Genomic DNA, 15,471 nt, shown 5'->3' with positions numbered 1-15,471 from the left:
CCCGACCTTCCGATCGAGAGATCCTGGTCGGGGCCGTCGCATCGCGGCCCGAGCTCATCCGCGCGACAGGGCCGCCCCCAGAGACTTTTCCACCACAGACACAGGAGGCTCGCTTCCATGGCGAACTACACCGCCGCCGACGTCAAGCGTCTCCGTGAGCTCACCGGCTCCGGAATGCTGGACTGCAAGAACGCTCTCGCCGACAACGACGGCGACTTCGACAAGGCCGTCGAGCAGCTGCGCATCAAGGGTGCCAAGGACGTGGGCAAGCGCGCCGAGCGCTCCACCGCCGAAGGCCTCGTCGTCGCCAAGGACGGCGTTCTCGTCGAGCTGAACTCCGAGACCGACTTCGTCGCCAAGAACGACGAGTTCCAGGCTCTCGCCGACAAGGTCGTCACCGCTGCCGCACAGGCCCGCGCGAACGACGTCGAGGCGCTCAAGGCCGTCGAGGCCGACGGCAAGACCGTCGACGCCCTCGTCCAGGAGCTGTCCGCGAAGATCGGCGAGAAGCTCGAGCTGCGTCGCGTTGCCGCTTTCGACGGTCAGACCGCCGTCTACCTGCACAAGCGTGCTTCCGACCTGCCGCCGTCCGTCGGCGTGCTCGTCGAGTACACCGGTGAGGGCGACGCTGCTGCAGAGGCCGCTCGCGCTGCCGCCATGCAGATCGCCGCTCTGAAGGCCAAGTACGTCACCCGTGACGAGGTTCCCGAGGACATCGTCGCCAACGAGCGTCGTATCGCCGAGGAGACCGCCAAGGCCGAGGGCAAGCCGGAGCAGGCTCTGCCGAAGATCGTCGAAGGCCGCGTCAACGGCTACTTCAAGGATGTCGTCCTGCTCGAGCAGGCGTCCGTGACGGACTCGAAGAAGACCGTCAAGGCGATCCTCGACGAGGCCGGCGCGAACGTCGTCCGCTTCGTGCGTTTCGAGGTCGGCGCCAGCTAGTTCTTCCACTCCACGACCCCGTCGGTGCTGCTACCGGCGGGGTCGAGGTGTGTCGGGCCACGCCGCCTCGGGGCCCGGAGGCGCCCGCGCGTGCTGCGCGGTGACAGGTGTGGCGTGTCTATCCGCCCGATCTCGGTTCCCGCGAGCGGATGAGGCAGGATGATAAGGGCCGATTCATGCGCAACCAGAGGAGAGTCATGTCCGACCACGCCCACGATCGGCCCGGATTCCGCCGGGTACTGCTCAAGCTCGGCGGCGAGATGTTCGGCGGCGGCAAGGTCGGACTCGACCCGGACGTGGTGACGACGGTGGCCCAGCAGATCGCGGAGGTCGTGCGCGGTGGCGCCGAGGTCGCGGTCGTGATCGGTGGCGGCAACTTCTTCCGCGGCGCCGAACTCCAGCAGCGCGGTCTCGAACGCGCGCGATCCGACTACATGGGCATGCTCGGCACGGTCATGAACTCCCTTGCGCTGCAGGACTTCCTGGAGAAGGAAGGCATCGACACCCGCGTCCAGACCGCCATCACGATGGGGCAGGTCGCCGAGCCCTACCTGCCGCTGCGTGCGCGCCGCCACCTCGAGAAGGGGCGTGTGGTCATCTTCGGTGCCGGCATGGGCATGCCGTACTTCTCCACCGACACCACCGCCGCGCAGCGCGCACTCGAGATCGGCGCCGAGGTCGTCCTCATGGCGAAGGCCGTGGACGGTGTCTATTCCGACGATCCCCGCACGAACCCGGATGCGGTGCTGTTCGAGGAGATCACCCATCGCGAGGTCATCGAACAGGGCCTCAAGGTCGCCGACGCGACCGCCTTCAGCCTGTGCATGGACAACGCCATGCCGATCATGGTCTTCAATCTGCTGACCAAGGGCAATATCGCCCGAGCCATCGCCGGTGAGAAGATCGGAACACTCGTACGGTCATGAACGGACAACGGAACATGGAGGAACTGCCGTGATCGATGAAGCCCTCTTCGAAGCAGAAGAGAAGATGGAGAAGGCCGTCACGGTGGCCCGGGACGATCTGGGTGGCATCCGGACCGGTCGCGCGAACCCGGGCATGTTCAACCGCATCGTCGTCGACTACTACGGGGCTCCCACGCCGATCACGCAGATCGCCAGCATCAATGTTCCCGAGGCGCGCATGGTCATCGTCAAGCCGTACGAGGCCTCGCAGCTGAACGCGATCGAGACCGCGATCCGCAACTCCGATCTCGGTGTCAATCCCACCAACGACGGCAACATCATCCGCATCTCGGTCCCGCAGCTCACCGAGGAGCGTCGCCGCGAACTCGTCAAGCAGGCAAAGGCCAAGGGCGAGGACGCCAAGGTCGCCGTGCGCAACGTCCGCCGCAAGGCGATGGAGGAACTCGGCCGCATCCAGAAGGACGGCGAGGCCGGCGAGGACGATGTGAACCGCGCCGAGAAGGAACTCGACAAGACGACCGCCAAGTACGTCGGTCAGATCGACGAGTTGATCAAGCACAAGGAAGCCGAACTGATGGAGGTCTGACAGTGGGTCGAGCCGACGGGTCCTCCGACCCGCAGCTTCCACTCGGTGCCGGAGCCGACTCCGGTGCCACCCCTGCAGACCCGGCACCGGCCCCCGACCCTGCGTCGGAGCCGGTGAAGAAACCCTCACGGGCGGGACGCGACCTGCCGGCCGCCTTCGCGGTCGGCGGGGGTCTGGGTGCGCTCGTCATCGGGATCCTGCTGTTCGCCCCGAAGGCGTGGCTCGCCGTCGTCGCGATCGCCATCGGCATCGCGACCTGGGAGGTCACCAAGCGTCTGCGTGAAGCCGACGTGCTCGTCCCCAGACTGCCGCTGCTGGCCGGTGGTCAGGCGATGATCTGGCTCGGGTGGCCGTACGGCACAACGGGTGTGCTCGGCGCGTTCGCGGGCACGGTCGTCGTGACGATGCTGTGGCGCCTGTTCGACCACGGTCTCGTCGCGCAGCCACGCAACTACCTGCGCGATACCGCTGTCGCGGTCTTCGTCGCCGCCTGGTTGCCGCTGCTGGCGTCGTTCGCGACCCTCATGGTCCTCGAGGATCAGGGCGCGCAGCGCGTGTTCTGCCTGATGCTCGTGTGCGTGGCGTCGGACATCGGTGGCTACGCAGCGGGCGTGCTCTTCGGTAAGCACCCGATGGTGCCGGCGATCAGCCCGAAGAAGTCCTGGGAGGGGTTCGGCGGGTCGCTCGTGGCGTGCGTCGCCGTCGGCGTCCTCACGGTCATGCTTCTGCTCGACGGCCCGTGGTGGGTCGGTGTGATCCTCGGTGCGGTGCTCGTGTTCACGGCGACGGCCGGAGATCTGATCGAGTCGCAGGTCAAACGCGACCTCGGTATCAAGGACATGGGCACCTTGCTGCCCGGTCACGGCGGCATCATGGACCGGCTCGACTCGATCCTGCCGTCGGCCTTCGTCACCTGGCTGATCCTCACGGCCTTCGTGTAGTCGGCCGATGGTGCGTCCGTCGAAGCTTCGTGCGCCGAAGTCGGGAAGTGGTGTGATCGCCAGCCCCAACATCTGGCACTGGCCCGAGGTGTACGAGGAGGAGAACCGCGCGCAGGACCCCCGCGGCGCCGTGTACGCGGCGCTGCGGGAGGCCGCGGACTGGATCGGCCGCCACGTCGTCGACGTCGGGTGCGGTTCGGGTTTCCACCTTCCGATGTTCGCGTCCGACGCACGCACGGTGACCGGAATCGAGCCGTACCCGCCGCTGGTCGCCGCGGCCCGCACCCGCGTGAAAGGTCTTCCGTCGGTCACCGTGACGGAAGGCTCCGCCGCGGACATGCCGCTGCCTGACGCCTCGGTCGATCTCGTCCACGCCCGCACCGCCTACTTCTTCGGCCCCGGGTGCGGCGCCGGAATCCTCGAGGCCATGCGGGTGCTGCGTCCCGGCGGGGCGCTCGCCGTCGTCGACCTCGACGCCACCGCCCATCCCTACGGCGACTGGATGCGCGACGACCTCCCGCACTACGACCCGGCCGCGGTCGAGGCGTTCTTCGAGGCGCAGGGATTCGATCTGCGCCGCATCGACACGCTGTGGGAGTTCCCGGACCGCGCGACCCTCGAGCGGGTGCTCGGCATCGAGTTCGCACCCCGCGTCGCGACCCGGGCGATCCGGGAGACACCCGGCACGACGCTTACCGTCCGCTACCGGCTGCACGTGCGCCGCAGACCCATCGGCGGCCTGGAACTGAGCTGAGACCGGTCAGCGCTACCGGCCGATACCGAACATCCGCGCCAGCTCGGTGATCTTCTTCGCCTTCGCGAGGTTCGGCAGGTCGCTGCCGTCGCGGACGTTGCGCCCGTCCTCACCGAGCTTGTCGATGATGCCTTCCGCCCAGTCCACGTCCGTGCTGTTCGGGCTCAGAGCCACGTTCGCGTACGACGCGCGTTCGCCGGTCATGCACAACTTGCCGGTCATCCCCATCGAGCGCGTCAGCTCGGCCTCACGTTCGAGGACCTCGGGGTCGTCGCTGAGTGTGGGTCCGTCGATGGGTCCCGGCAGGCGCGCGGCGCGGCTTGTGATGACCAACCGGGATCTCGCGTATGCCATCGCCATCGGGCTGTCGCTCATGCCGGTGTCGCGCCGGAAGTCGCCGCTGCCGAAGACCAGGCGGAAGGTGCCCTCCGCGCGGGCGATCTCGGGAGCCGCCTCGAGACCCATCGCCGACTCGATCAACACGAGGATGCGCGTGCCCTCCGGCAGCAGGTCGGCGGTGGCCTCGACCTGGTGACCGCTCTCCGCCTTCGCGAGCATGACGCCCTGCAGGCCCGATAGGCCGGCGAGCGCGGCGAGATCGTCGGCCCAGAACGACGTGGTGGCGTCGTTGACCCGCACCCAGGCCTTCCCACCCTCGCGCAGCCACGCCACGATGCCGTCGCGAGCGGCGGGTTTGGCCGCGGCGGGTACGGCATCCTCGAGGTCGAGCACCACCGCATCGGCGGGCGAGTCGGCGGCGGCGTCGAAGAGATCGGGGGAGCGGCCCGGAACGAGCAACCACGAGCGTGCGACTTCGGGAGCGACGAGACCGGTCATGATGTCCATGCTCCCGTATTCCCCCTCCGCGCCCGGGTGACTCGGCGTGAGGGAGACCGAGCGGTGACACCGGCACAGGAATGGGGGCGAGTATCACAGCGACACCGCGACCCATCCGTCCCGGATCATGGGACAATGGGTGATTATGGCTTCTTCTCTGCCCCTGGTCTTCGATGCGCCCAAGCGTGGTCTTCCGCCGCGCCATCTTGCCGACCTCGACGCAGATCAGCGTCGTGATGCGGTGCGCGAACTGGGGCTGCCGGCCTTCCGTGCCGACCAGCTCGCCCGGCAGTACTACGGACGGCTCGAGGCGGATCCGGCGAAGATGACCGATCTTCCCGCCGCCGTCCGCGACAAGGTGGGGGAGTCGCTGTTCCCGCCTCTGCTCAGCGCGGTCAAGCACATCGCGTGCGACGGAGGGGAGACCCGCAAGACGTTGTGGCGCGCGCACGACGGCACCCTTCTCGAGAGCGTGCTCATGCGGTATCCCGACCGCGCCACGCTGTGTATCTCGAGCCAGGCGGGGTGCGGCATGGCGTGCCCGTTCTGCGCGACAGGCCAGGGCGGCCTCGACCGGAACCTGTCCACGGCGGAGATCGTCGATCAGGTGCGTGCGGCTGCTGCGGCGCTGCGCGACGGTGACGTCGCCGGCGGACCCGGACGGCTGTCGAACGTCGTGTTCATGGGCATGGGGGAGCCGCTCGCGAACTACAAGCGGGTGGTCGCGGCGGTGCGCCGCATCACCTCACCTGCCCCCGAAGGGCTCGGCCTGTCGCAGCGCTCGGTCACCGTCTCCACCGTGGGACTGGCACCGGCCATCCGGCGCCTCGCCGACGAAGGTCTGAGCGTCACCCTCGCGGTGTCGCTGCACACCCCGGACGACGAACTGCGCGACACCCTCGTCCCCGTCAACAACAGGTGGTCGGTCGCCGAGGTTCTCGAGGCGGCGCGGTACTACGCCGACAAGACCGGCCGGCGCGTCTCGATCGAGTACGCCCTCATCCGCGACGTCAACGACCAGCCGTGGCGCGCTGACATGCTCGGCAAGAAGCTCCACAAGGCGCTCGGGTCGCTCGTGCACGTCAACTTGATCCCACTGAACCCCACACCGGGCAGCGAGTGGGACGCCAGCCCGAAGGACGTCGAACGCGAATTCGTGCGGCGCGTGCAGGCCCAGGGCGTGTCGTGCACCGTGCGCGACACGCGTGGCCAGGAGATCGCGGCAGCCTGCGGGCAGCTCGCCGCCGAAGGCTGAGGCGGCACCGAAGACACGACGGGGCCCGTCCGGAGAATCCGGACGGGCCCCGAACGTTCGTGGAACTAGCGCAGACGGCGCCGGCGCACCGCGTCGCGCGCGACGATGAACACGAGCAGGGCCGCCGAGCCGATCAGGTACAGGCTCTCCACGTGTCCTTCGTGGTTGCCGATGAGCATCAGCAGCAGGAACGCCGCGACGACCAGGGCCATGACGCGGAAGAACCTGGGGGCTTCCCCGCTCCAACCCCACTCGGCGGACGGCACTTCCGCCGCCACATCACCACGAGTGGACTGCAACTCGGTACCGGCCACGGTTTCCTCCTGCTCACCAGATGCTGCTGTTGCTGCTTATCGTGACATACGACCCCGCGTCGTACGAAGCGGGGCATGCGTGCGGTGCGTTCCGACGGGTGGAAGCCGGGCGGTTCAGGAACCGTTCAGGTGCGTGGGGAACAATGCTCGCGTGGCCGAGACTCGATCTTCTTCCCGCACCCGGGTGCTCCTGCTGGGCAGTACCGGTTCCATCGGTACCCAGGCACTCGACGTGATCGCCGCCAATCCCGACGACTTCGAAGTCGTCGGTCTCGCCGCGGGCGGAGGCAAGACGGACCTACTCGCCGAACAGATCCGCGCGACCGGCGTCCGCGAGGTCGCCGTGGCCGACCCTGACGCTGCCGCACGTCTCGACCTGCCGGTCCGGAGCGGCCCGACCGCCGTCACCGAACTCGTACGCGAAGTCGAGGCCGACGTCGTGCTCAATGCCCTGGTCGGTTCCCTCGGTCTCGAACCAACCCTCGCGGCGCTCGACACCGGTGCACGACTCGCGTTGGCGAACAAGGAATCGCTGGTCGCGGGCGGCTCGCTCGTCACGAAGGCGGCGGGGCCGGGCCAGATCGTGCCCGTCGACTCGGAGCACTCCGCGCTGGCGCAGTGCCTGCGTGGCGGCAGCGGCGACGAGGTGGCGCGTCTCGTGCTCACCGCCTCGGGCGGTCCGTTCCGCGGCTGGACCGCCGATCGTCTCGAATCGGTGACGCCCGAACAGGCCGGCGCCCACCCCACCTGGTCGATGGGGCCGATGAACACCCTCAACTCGGCGACCCTCGTCAACAAGGGACTCGAACTCATCGAGACCCACCTGCTCTTCGGTGTGGACTACGACCGGATCGACGTGACGGTGCACCCGCAGTCGATCGTGCACTCGATGGTCACCTTCGTCGACGGATCGACCCTTGCCCAGGCATCGCCGCCGTCGATGAAGCTGCCGATCGCGCTGGCCCTCGGCTGGCCGCACCGCGTCCCGCACGCCGCCCCGGCACTCGACTTCTCGACCGCGTCCACCTGGGAGTTCGAACCCCTCGACGACGACGTCTTCCCCGCCGTGCGGCTCGCGCGCCAAGCGGGCGTGGGCGGCGGATGCCTCACCGCCGTCTACAACGCGGCCAACGAGGTCGCTGCCGAAGCCTTCCTCGCGGGGACGCTGTCGTTCCCGCGGATCGTGCAGACCGTCGAGGCCGTGCTGAACGACGCACACGAGTGGTCCGCCGAACCCAGTACCGTGGACGACGTGCTCGCCGCCGACGGCTGGGCCCGCGACCGGGCGCGCACACTCGTATAGGAGGATCGGCCACTCATGATGTTCGTACTGGGCGTGGTGGTGTTCGCCCTCGGCATCGCCGTCTCCATCGCCCTGCACGAGGCCGGCCACATGTGGACGGCGCAGAAGCTGGGCATGAAGGTCCGGCGCTATTACATCGGGTTCGGTCCCCGTGTGTTCGCCTTCCGCCGCGGGGAGACCGAATACGGTCTCAAAGCGGTTCCGGCCGGCGGGTTCTGCGACATCGCCGGCATGACGGCCCTGGACGAACTCGCGCCCGACGAGGTCGAGCGCGCGATGTACAAGCAGAAGACGTGGAAGCGTCTCGTCGTGATGTCGGGTGGCATCGCGATGAACTTCCTGCTCGGCATCGTGCTCATCTACGGCCTCGCTGCCAGCGCGGGACTGCCCAACACCGACAACCGTGCGGTGGTCGGCACCGTCGGCTGTGCCGCGCCGACCCAGGACGGGCCGCCCGACTACACCCCGGCCGACTGCTCGGGTCCCGGCCCGGCCGAGCAGGCCGGCATCGAACCGGGGGACGTGATCGTCGCCGTGGACGGGCAGTCCGTCGAGACCTTCGGCGACCTCGTCCGGGCCACGCAGCCCCTGTCGGGCACCGTACCGTTCACCGTCGAGCGTGGTGACGAGACCCTCACCGTGCCCGTCACGGTCCAGCAGGTCCAGCGCTGGGTCTACGAGAGCGAGTCGCTCGACGCCGAACCCGTCTCCCGCACCGTCGGTGCGATCGGGGTCGGGGGAGAGCCGGGCATCATCGAGTACACGCCGCTCTCGGCGATCCCCGCGACCTTCGACTTCACCGGTTACCTGGCGGTCCGCACGGCCGAGGCCCTCGTGAGCCTGCCGAGTAAGGTCGCCGACCTGTGGACGGCCGTCACCGGGGGAGAGCGCGCGGTCGACACCCCGGTCAGTGTCGTGGGCGCCAGTGTCATCGGCGGCCAGTTCGCCGAGCGCGGCATCTGGGAGTCGTTCGTGTTGTTGCTCGCTCAGCTGAACTTCTTCCTCGGTGCGTTCAACCTCCTCCCGTTGCTGCCGCTCGACGGTGGGCACATGGCCGTCGCGATCTACGAGAAGGCCCGCAACTGGCTGCGCGGCCTGCGCGGACTGCCGGTCGGCCCTCCCGTGGACTACATGAAACTGCTGCCGCTGACCTATGTGGCGGTGGTCATCGGTGGCGCCTACATGGTGCTCACCCTTACAGCAGACATCGTCAACCCCATCAAGCTGTTCTGATCTGCGCCGGTAGACTTGCCGAGTAGCGACGAAAGAAGGCGAACTGTGACCAGCCCCGTCGGATTGGGCATGCCCGAAATTCCTGCGGTCCTCGCACCCCGACGCAAGACCCGCCAGCTCATGGTCGGAAATGTCGGCGTCGGCAGCGATCATCCGGTGTCCGTGCAGTCGATGACCACCACGAAGACGCACGACGTGAACGCCACCCTCCAGCAGATCGCGGAGCTCACGGCGTCCGGCTGCGACATCGTGCGTGTCGCGTGCCCGCGTCAGGAGGACGCCGACGCACTCCCGATCATCGCGAAGAAGAGCAAGATCCCGGTAATCGCCGACATCCACTTCCAGCCGCGGTACATCTTCGCCGCGATCGACGCCGGCTGCGCGGCCGTGCGCGTCAATCCCGGCAACATCAAGGAGTTCGACGGTCGCGTCAAGGAGGTCGCCAAGGCGGCCGGAGACGCCGGGATCCCCATCCGGATCGGCGTCAACGCCGGCTCCCTCGACCCCCGGCTCCTCGCCAAGTACGGCAAGGCCACCCCGGAGGCGCTCGTCGAGTCCGCCCTGTGGGAGGCGAGCCTGTTCGAGGAACACGGCTTCGGCGACATCAAGATCTCCGTCAAGCACAACGACCCCGTCGTGATGGTCGAGGCCTACCGGCAGCTCGCCGCGCAGTGCGACTACCCGCTGCACCTCGGTGTGACCGAGGCCGGCCCCGCCTTCCAGGGCACCATCAAGTCGGCCGTCGCCTTCGGTGCGCTGCTGAGCGAGGGCATCGGCGACACCATCCGCGTGTCCCTGTCGGCGCCGCCCGCCGAGGAGATCAAGGTCGGCACGCAGATCCTGCAGTCGCTGAACCTGCGTCCCCGCAAACTCGAGATCGTCTCGTGCCCGTCCTGCGGGCGTGCCCAGGTGGACGTCTACTCCCTCGCCAACGAGGTCACCGCCGGACTCGAGGGCATGGAGGTGCCGCTGCGGGTTGCGGTGATGGGTTGCGTCGTCAACGGACCCGGTGAGGCTCGTGAGGCGGACCTCGGTGTGGCCTCCGGAAACGGCAAGGGCCAGATCTTCGTCAAGGGCAAGGTCATCAAGACCGTGCCCGAGGCGCAGATCGTCGAGACCCTCATCGAGGAAGCGATGCGCATCGCCGACGAGATGGACGGCAACGACTCGGGCGGCGGCCCCGTGGTGTCGGTGGGCTGATACGGGTGGGGCGCACGGGACGGCGTTCTCTCACTTTCGAGGACTCAGGTTTCCACGCCGCCGTCCGGCATGGCACTCTGATCTCGTATCGGCTTCTCGACGGGTGGTGAGCGAGTGCTCAAGCTTCTGGGCGTCCGGTCGTTGGGCGGACGTGACACCGCCGCGGTGCTCCGGGTGCTCTCCCGCGACCCCGTGGCCGCGTGCATGGTGGCCGGCCGCGTCGAGGAGTACGGACTCGACGGGCGTGCCGTCGGCGGCGAGATGTGGAGCCGCGGAGGCCCCGAGACCTCGCTGTGCTTCTCCGGCGCGAACCTCATTCCGCTGCTGGGTAGTCCGGACGACATCCAGGCGTTCGCCGAGCGCGCGAGTCGCGGGCCGCGGTTGTGTTCGTCCATCGTCGGTCGCGCCGAGTACGCGCTGCCCATGTGGGAGCGGCTCGAATCCACGTGGGGCGCTCCCCGCGAGGTGCGCGCCGAACAACCCCTGCTCGTTCTCGACCGCGAGCCGCTCGTGGACCCCGACCCGCTGGTCCGGCCCGTGCGGACCGACGAACTGGATGTGTATCTGCCCGCCGCGATCTCGATGTTCATCGAGGAGGTCGGCATCGATCCGCGAACCGGCGACGGCGGTGCGGGTTACCGGCGCCGCGTCGCGAGCCTGATCGCGGCGGGACGCGCCTGGGCGCGGTTCGAGGACGGACAGGTCGTGTTCAAGGCGGAGGTGGGTTCGCAGTCGTCCACGGTGGGCCAGATCCAGGGCGTCTGGGTCGATCCCGCGCATCGTGGCTCGGGCCTCGGCACGATCGGCACGGCCGCCGTGGCCTGCGCGGTCGCTCGCAGTGGTCGCCTGCCCAGCCTCTACGTCAACAGCTTCAACGCCCCGGCTCGTGGAGCCTACGCCCGCGCGGGTTTCCGTCAGGTCGCGACGTTCTCCACGGTGCTGCTCGACTGATTTCCCGTCGGCTCTGCCTACGATGACGGGCGATGAGACCTCGAAGTTCCACCCCGGCATCCCTGTACGCACGCGCACTCCGGATCGGCGCTGTGTGGTCGGCGGCCGTCGTGCTCCTCGGCCTGGCCGTCGCGTGCACGCCGCGGCCGGCCGGGCCGGAGGCCGCCGCCCAGGCGTTTCTCGACTCGTTCGCCGCGCAGGACGTCGCGTCGGCGGCGGATCGCACCGACCGCCCCGACGACGCGGCCGTCGCGATGCAGGAGGTCCTGGACGGGATTCAAGCCGAATCCCTCATCGCCACAACGACATCCACCCGGATCAGCGGCGACTCCGCGACGGTGGGCTACAACTACGAGTGGCACCTGCCGAAGGAACGGGTATGGCAGTACACCGGTGAGCTCAACATGGGGCGCAGCGGGAACGACTGGATCGTGCGGTGGGCGAAGTCCGCGCTGCACCCGCAGCTCGGCGAACGGCAGACCATGCAGCTCCGCAGCAGCCCGGCGCCGCGTGCCCGGGTCAACGAGCACGCGGGCAGCGACATCCTCGTCCCCGGCACGGTCTACGGCATCGCCTTCGACGCCGCGCAGACCACCGACGTCGCCGGCGCCGCCCGCCAGCTCGCGTCGACGTTGTCGGAGTTCGATTCCTCGCTCACGGCGCAGGCGATCGCGGAATCGGTGACGGCCTCCTCCGGGCCGCGCTCGGTGATGCGATTGCGCGAGGACGACTACGAGCGCGTCGCCCCACGTCTCGCCGGGATCGACGGTGTCGTGGTGACCGAGCAGGCCGACCTCGTCGCGACCGATCGCAACTTCGCGCCGGATCTCGTGGGTCAGATCAAGAAGACCGTCATCGACGAGGTCGACGGCACGGCCGGGTGGAGCGTCGTCGTGGTGAACCAGTACGGCGTGGACACCGGGGTGCTCACCGAGACGCCGCCGCAACCGGTGCCGTCGTTCTCGGTCAGTCTCGACCGTCTCCTCCAGCTCGCGGCCCAGGCGGCCGTCGATGCCCGCACCGAGCAGGCGATGACGGTCGTGATCGAGGCGTCCACGGGTGCGGTGCTGGCGGTGGCCCAGAACAAGGCCGCCGACCGGGACGGCCCGGTCGCGCTGGCCGGCCAGTACCCGCCGGGCTCGACGTTCAAGATCGTCACCTCGGGTGCGGCGATCGCCGAGGGGAGCGCGACCCCGAACACGATGGTGCCGTGCCCGGGCCGCATCACGATCGGTGAGCGCAGCGTGCCGAACTACAACGAGTTCGAGCTCGGGACGGTCTCTCTCGCTACCGCTTTCGCCCGATCCTGCAACACCTCCTTCGCCAAGCTCGCCTCCGAGATGGCCCCGGACGCGCTGACCGTCGCCGCTTCGCAGTTCGGTATCGGTGTGGACTACGAGGTGGTCGGGATGCCGACCTTCACCGGATCGGTTCCGCCCGCGGAGGATCTCGTCGAACGGACCGAGGACGGCTTCGGTCAGGGCAAGGTGGTCGTGAGCCCGTTCGGGATGGCGCTCACCGCGGCGACGGTCGCCGCCGGCCGTACCCCGGTGCCCTATCTCATCGCGGGTCGCGAGACCGTTGTGAGCGGTTCACCGCTGCCGGTGACGCCGGAGATGGTGGAGGGTCTGCGCGAGATGATGCGCCTGGTGATCACGAGCGGTACCGCCGACCGCATCCGGGACCAGGGCGACGTCTACGGCAAGACCGGCGAGGCCGAGGTCGAGGGCGGGTCGCACTCGTGGTTCGTCGGTTACCGCGGTGATCTGGCGTTCGCGACGCTCGTCGTGCGCGGCGGCAGCTCCGACAATGCGGTCGCGGTCACCCGCGACATGTTCGCCGCCCTGCCGCCGGAATACGACGAGGGAGCCTGAGCTCAGGTCGTACTCGCGGGCCGACCGTCGCGCCGGCCTGCGAGTCGCGTCACCAGCCACAGCACCACACCGATCCCGAGCAGCACCCCGGCCGTCCGGTACTGGGTCACGGGCCGGTCGACCCACGGCAGGACGAGGAACAGGCAACTGGCCGCCCCGAGCACCGGGAGGATCGTCGGCGCGCGGAAGTGCCGGTGCTCCACGTGGTCCCGGCGCAGGACCAGGGCGGCGACGTTGACGATCGCGAACACCCCCAGCAGGAGCAGCGCCGTCGTCCCCCCGAGTTCGGGCACCCCGCCGACGAAGACGACGAGACCGACCGCGAGCAGCGTCGTGAACACGATCGCGACATAGGGCGTGCGGCGCGTGGGGTGCACCCGCCCCAGGACGGCGGGCAGGACGTCCTCGCGGGCGATGCCGTAGACCAGCCGGCTCGCCATCAGCATGTTGATCAGCGCGGTGTTGGCCACCGCGAACATCGTGACGAAGGCGAAGATCCCGACCGGGAACGCCGGCGCGCCGACCTCGACCACCCGCAGCAAGGGCGTCTCGCCCGCCCCGAGCTCCTCGGGCGCGACGAGCGCGATCGCGGTGATCGAAACGAGCACGTACACCAACGCGGCGAGACCCAGGCCGAGCAGCAGCATCCGGGGGAAGATCCGGGTGGGCTCCTTGCACTCCTCGGCCATGTTCACCGAATCCTCGAACCCCACCATTGCGAAGAAGGCCAGGGCCGTCCCTGCGACCACCGCGGAGAAGACGGACCGGTCGCCGGGATCGATCTCGACCACACGCGAGAAGTCCCCGCCGCCGAAACCCAACGCCCACATGCCGATCGCGACGATGATGAGCAGGCCGCCCAACTCGACCATCGTGAGCACCACGTTGGTCTTCACGCTCTCGCCGACCCCGCGGAAGTTGATCACCGCCAGGACGAGGACGAAGACCAGCGCGATCACGGTGATCCCGGCCGTGCCGGCCAGGTCGAGTCCGAAGGCCTCGGCGAAGTTCGCGGCGAACGCCCGCGCAGCAGTGGCGGCAGAGGTGATGCCCGAGGACATCACGGCGAAGGCCACCAGGAAGGTCAGGAAATGCACGCCGAACGCCTTGTGCGTGTAGAGCGCCGCTCCGGCCGCCCGCGGATACTTCGTGACCAGCTCCAGATAGCTGAACGCGGTCACCGTCGCGACGGCGAACGCGACGAGGAACGGCAGCCACACCACGCCGCCGACCTCGTTCGCGACCTCCCCGGTGAGAGCGTAGATGCCGGTGCCCAGGATGTCGCCGATGACGAACAGCAGGAGCAGACCCGGTCCGAGGACGCGGACGAGCTGGGGTGAGTCGGTCGTCTCGGCCACCGCAGGCCCCCTTCCGCACCCTGTCCGCCGATGGGGGACCGGCCGGATATCAGGGCAGCAGACCCGATTTTCGCGCGGCGACGACGGCCTCGTGGCGGGAATGGACGTCGAGCTTGCTCATGGCGCTGCGCAGGTAGCTCTTGACCGTCTCGGCACCGACCGACAGGCGCTGGGCGATCTCGGCGTTGCTGCACCCCAGCGCCACATGGGACAGCACGTCGGTCTCGCGCGGGGACAGCACGACGTCCGTCGATTCCGGTTCCGTTCCGTCGAGCACCCCGGCGAGACGGTCGGACAACGAGCGGAGCTTCTCCTGCAGCGCCGGATCGGTCGTGCCCTGCGCGAGCACCCGCAGCTCGGCGTGGACCTCGCGGACCTGCGCGGTCGCGACGGGATCGCGGTCGCCGGACGACCGCTCGAGCATCGCGAGTCGCCGATCGACCTCGTCGCGCACCTCGATCTCGTGCGCGAGACGTGCGGCCGCCTGCGCGAACGCCGTCACCGCCCGATCACCGACCGGCGCGCACTCGCGCGCGGCGCCGTACAACACCGCGCGGGCCTTGCCCTCGACGAGTACCGGCACGGCGAGGATGGACCGCAATCCCTCGTACAGAACGGGACGGTCGAAGTGGTGCGTGATCGACGCAGAGCGACCGTAGTCCGACACCGTCACCACCCGCGACTCCGCGAGGACGCGACCGCCGAGACCGGCCCGCGGAGGCACCACGACCCCCGCCAGGCTGTTGGTGCGGGTGCCGAAGAATTCGCTGAGCTGCAGCGATCCCTGCTGGACCTCGCCGGCGAAGACCACCGGCAACTGTGCCTGCGCCGCGGTGCGGCGGAGTTCACCGCGCAGGGCGTCACCGTCACGGGGACGCAGCAGCGCCGACGAGGAGGACGACACGAACGCCACCCCTTTCCGGGGGTATCGGGGAACATGGTGTGACTCGAATCATAGACGTCGAACGGGTGTGCTCCACAGATCAGGAACACCCTG

General features: G+C 68.9%; 15 protein-coding genes. 11 read left to right on the top strand and 4 right to left on the bottom strand.

What is annotated here, in order from left to right; genetic code table 11:
- The first annotated feature begins 117 nt into the window (after positions 1-117).
- The 5 genes from tsf (at position 118) to BLV31_RS16240 (ending at position 4,149) form a co-directional block, all read left to right on the top strand.
- Positions 118-942 carry a translation elongation factor Ts gene (gene tsf, locus BLV31_RS16260; RefSeq protein ID WP_006550975.1) on the top strand — a complete coding sequence of 275 codons (825 nt, stop codon included), beginning with the start codon at positions 118-120 and terminating at the stop codon, positions 940-942.
- Positions 943-1,139: 197 nt separating this feature from the next.
- Positions 1,140-1,868, top strand: a complete 729-nt coding sequence (pyrH, locus tag BLV31_RS16255) for a UMP kinase (protein ID WP_006550976.1) — start codon at positions 1,140-1,142, stop codon at positions 1,866-1,868.
- A 28-nt stretch (positions 1,869-1,896) separates the two neighbouring features.
- Entirely contained in the window at positions 1,897-2,454 is a 558-nt protein-coding gene (gene frr, locus BLV31_RS16250) for a ribosome recycling factor (protein ID WP_024100638.1), read from the top strand.
- A 2-nt stretch (positions 2,455-2,456) separates the two neighbouring features.
- On the top strand, positions 2,457-3,395 hold the full coding sequence (locus BLV31_RS16245; protein ID WP_006550978.1) for a phosphatidate cytidylyltransferase: 939 nt from the start codon (positions 2,457-2,459) through the stop codon (positions 3,393-3,395).
- 7 nt (positions 3,396-3,402) lie between these two features.
- Positions 3,403-4,149, top strand: a complete 747-nt coding sequence (locus BLV31_RS16240) for a class I SAM-dependent methyltransferase (protein ID WP_064061627.1) — start codon at positions 3,403-3,405, stop codon at positions 4,147-4,149.
- 12 nt (positions 4,150-4,161) lie between these two features.
- Here BLV31_RS16240 and BLV31_RS16235 read toward each other — a convergent pair whose 3' ends face one another.
- Positions 4,162-4,995 carry an HpcH/HpaI aldolase/citrate lyase family protein gene (locus BLV31_RS16235; RefSeq protein WP_039586971.1) on the bottom strand — a complete coding sequence of 278 codons (834 nt, stop codon included), beginning with the start codon at positions 4,993-4,995 and terminating at the stop codon, positions 4,162-4,164.
- A 136-nt stretch (positions 4,996-5,131) separates the two neighbouring features.
- On the opposite strand from BLV31_RS16235, the gene rlmN reads away from it, so the two are divergent.
- A complete protein-coding gene (gene rlmN / locus BLV31_RS16230) occupies positions 5,132-6,241 on the top strand; it encodes a dual-specificity RNA methyltransferase RlmN (RefSeq protein ID WP_064061626.1) in 1,110 nt (369 codons plus the stop codon).
- 65 nt (positions 6,242-6,306) lie between these two features.
- On the opposite strand, the gene BLV31_RS16225 is transcribed toward rlmN, so the two are convergent.
- On the bottom strand, positions 6,307-6,555 hold the full coding sequence (locus BLV31_RS16225; protein WP_064061625.1) for a DUF2631 domain-containing protein: 249 nt from the start codon (positions 6,553-6,555) through the stop codon (positions 6,307-6,309).
- A 151-nt stretch (positions 6,556-6,706) separates the two neighbouring features.
- Here BLV31_RS16225 and dxr point away from each other — a divergent pair, with 151 nt between their 5' ends.
- The 5 genes from dxr (at position 6,707) to BLV31_RS16200 (ending at position 13,116) form a co-directional block, all read left to right on the top strand.
- Positions 6,707-7,858 (top strand): 1-deoxy-D-xylulose-5-phosphate reductoisomerase, encoded by a 1,152-nt coding sequence (dxr, locus tag BLV31_RS16220; RefSeq protein WP_039586973.1) that lies wholly within the window; start codon positions 6,707-6,709, stop codon positions 7,856-7,858.
- 15 nt (positions 7,859-7,873) lie between these two features.
- On the top strand, positions 7,874-9,091 hold the full coding sequence (locus tag BLV31_RS16215; RefSeq protein ID WP_024100644.1) for a M50 family metallopeptidase: 1,218 nt from the start codon (positions 7,874-7,876) through the stop codon (positions 9,089-9,091).
- A gap of 45 nt (positions 9,092-9,136) precedes the next feature.
- Complete coding sequence (gene ispG, locus BLV31_RS16210) at positions 9,137-10,291, top strand: flavodoxin-dependent (E)-4-hydroxy-3-methylbut-2-enyl-diphosphate synthase (protein WP_024100645.1); 1,155 nt, start codon at positions 9,137-9,139, stop codon at positions 10,289-10,291.
- A gap of 114 nt (positions 10,292-10,405) precedes the next feature.
- A complete protein-coding gene (locus BLV31_RS16205; RefSeq protein ID WP_006554252.1) occupies positions 10,406-11,242 on the top strand; it encodes a GNAT family N-acetyltransferase in 837 nt (278 codons plus the stop codon).
- Positions 11,243-11,274: 32 nt separating this feature from the next.
- Positions 11,275-13,116 carry a penicillin-binding transpeptidase domain-containing protein gene (locus BLV31_RS16200; RefSeq protein ID WP_064061055.1) on the top strand — a complete coding sequence of 614 codons (1,842 nt, stop codon included), beginning with the start codon at positions 11,275-11,277 and terminating at the stop codon, positions 13,114-13,116.
- Positions 13,117-13,118: 2 nt separating this feature from the next.
- Here the strand turns inward: BLV31_RS16200 and BLV31_RS16195 are convergent, their stop codons facing one another.
- Together BLV31_RS16195 and BLV31_RS16190 are read right to left on the bottom strand one after the other, a co-directional pair.
- Positions 13,119-14,474 (bottom strand): APC family permease, encoded by a 1,356-nt coding sequence (locus BLV31_RS16195; RefSeq protein WP_064061054.1) that lies wholly within the window; start codon positions 14,472-14,474, stop codon positions 13,119-13,121.
- A gap of 49 nt (positions 14,475-14,523) precedes the next feature.
- Entirely contained in the window at positions 14,524-15,387 is an 864-nt protein-coding gene (locus BLV31_RS16190) for a LuxR C-terminal-related transcriptional regulator (RefSeq protein ID WP_064061053.1), read from the bottom strand.
- Between the last annotated feature and the right edge of the window lie 84 nt (positions 15,388-15,471).

Origin of the sequence: Rhodococcus pyridinivorans, assembly GCF_900105195.1 — a bacterium.
GTDB lineage: Bacteria > Actinomycetota > Actinomycetes > Mycobacteriales > Mycobacteriaceae > Rhodococcus > Rhodococcus pyridinivorans.
The sequence above is the reverse complement of the archived record's forward strand: the minus strand, read 5'-3'. Positions and strand labels throughout refer to the sequence as shown.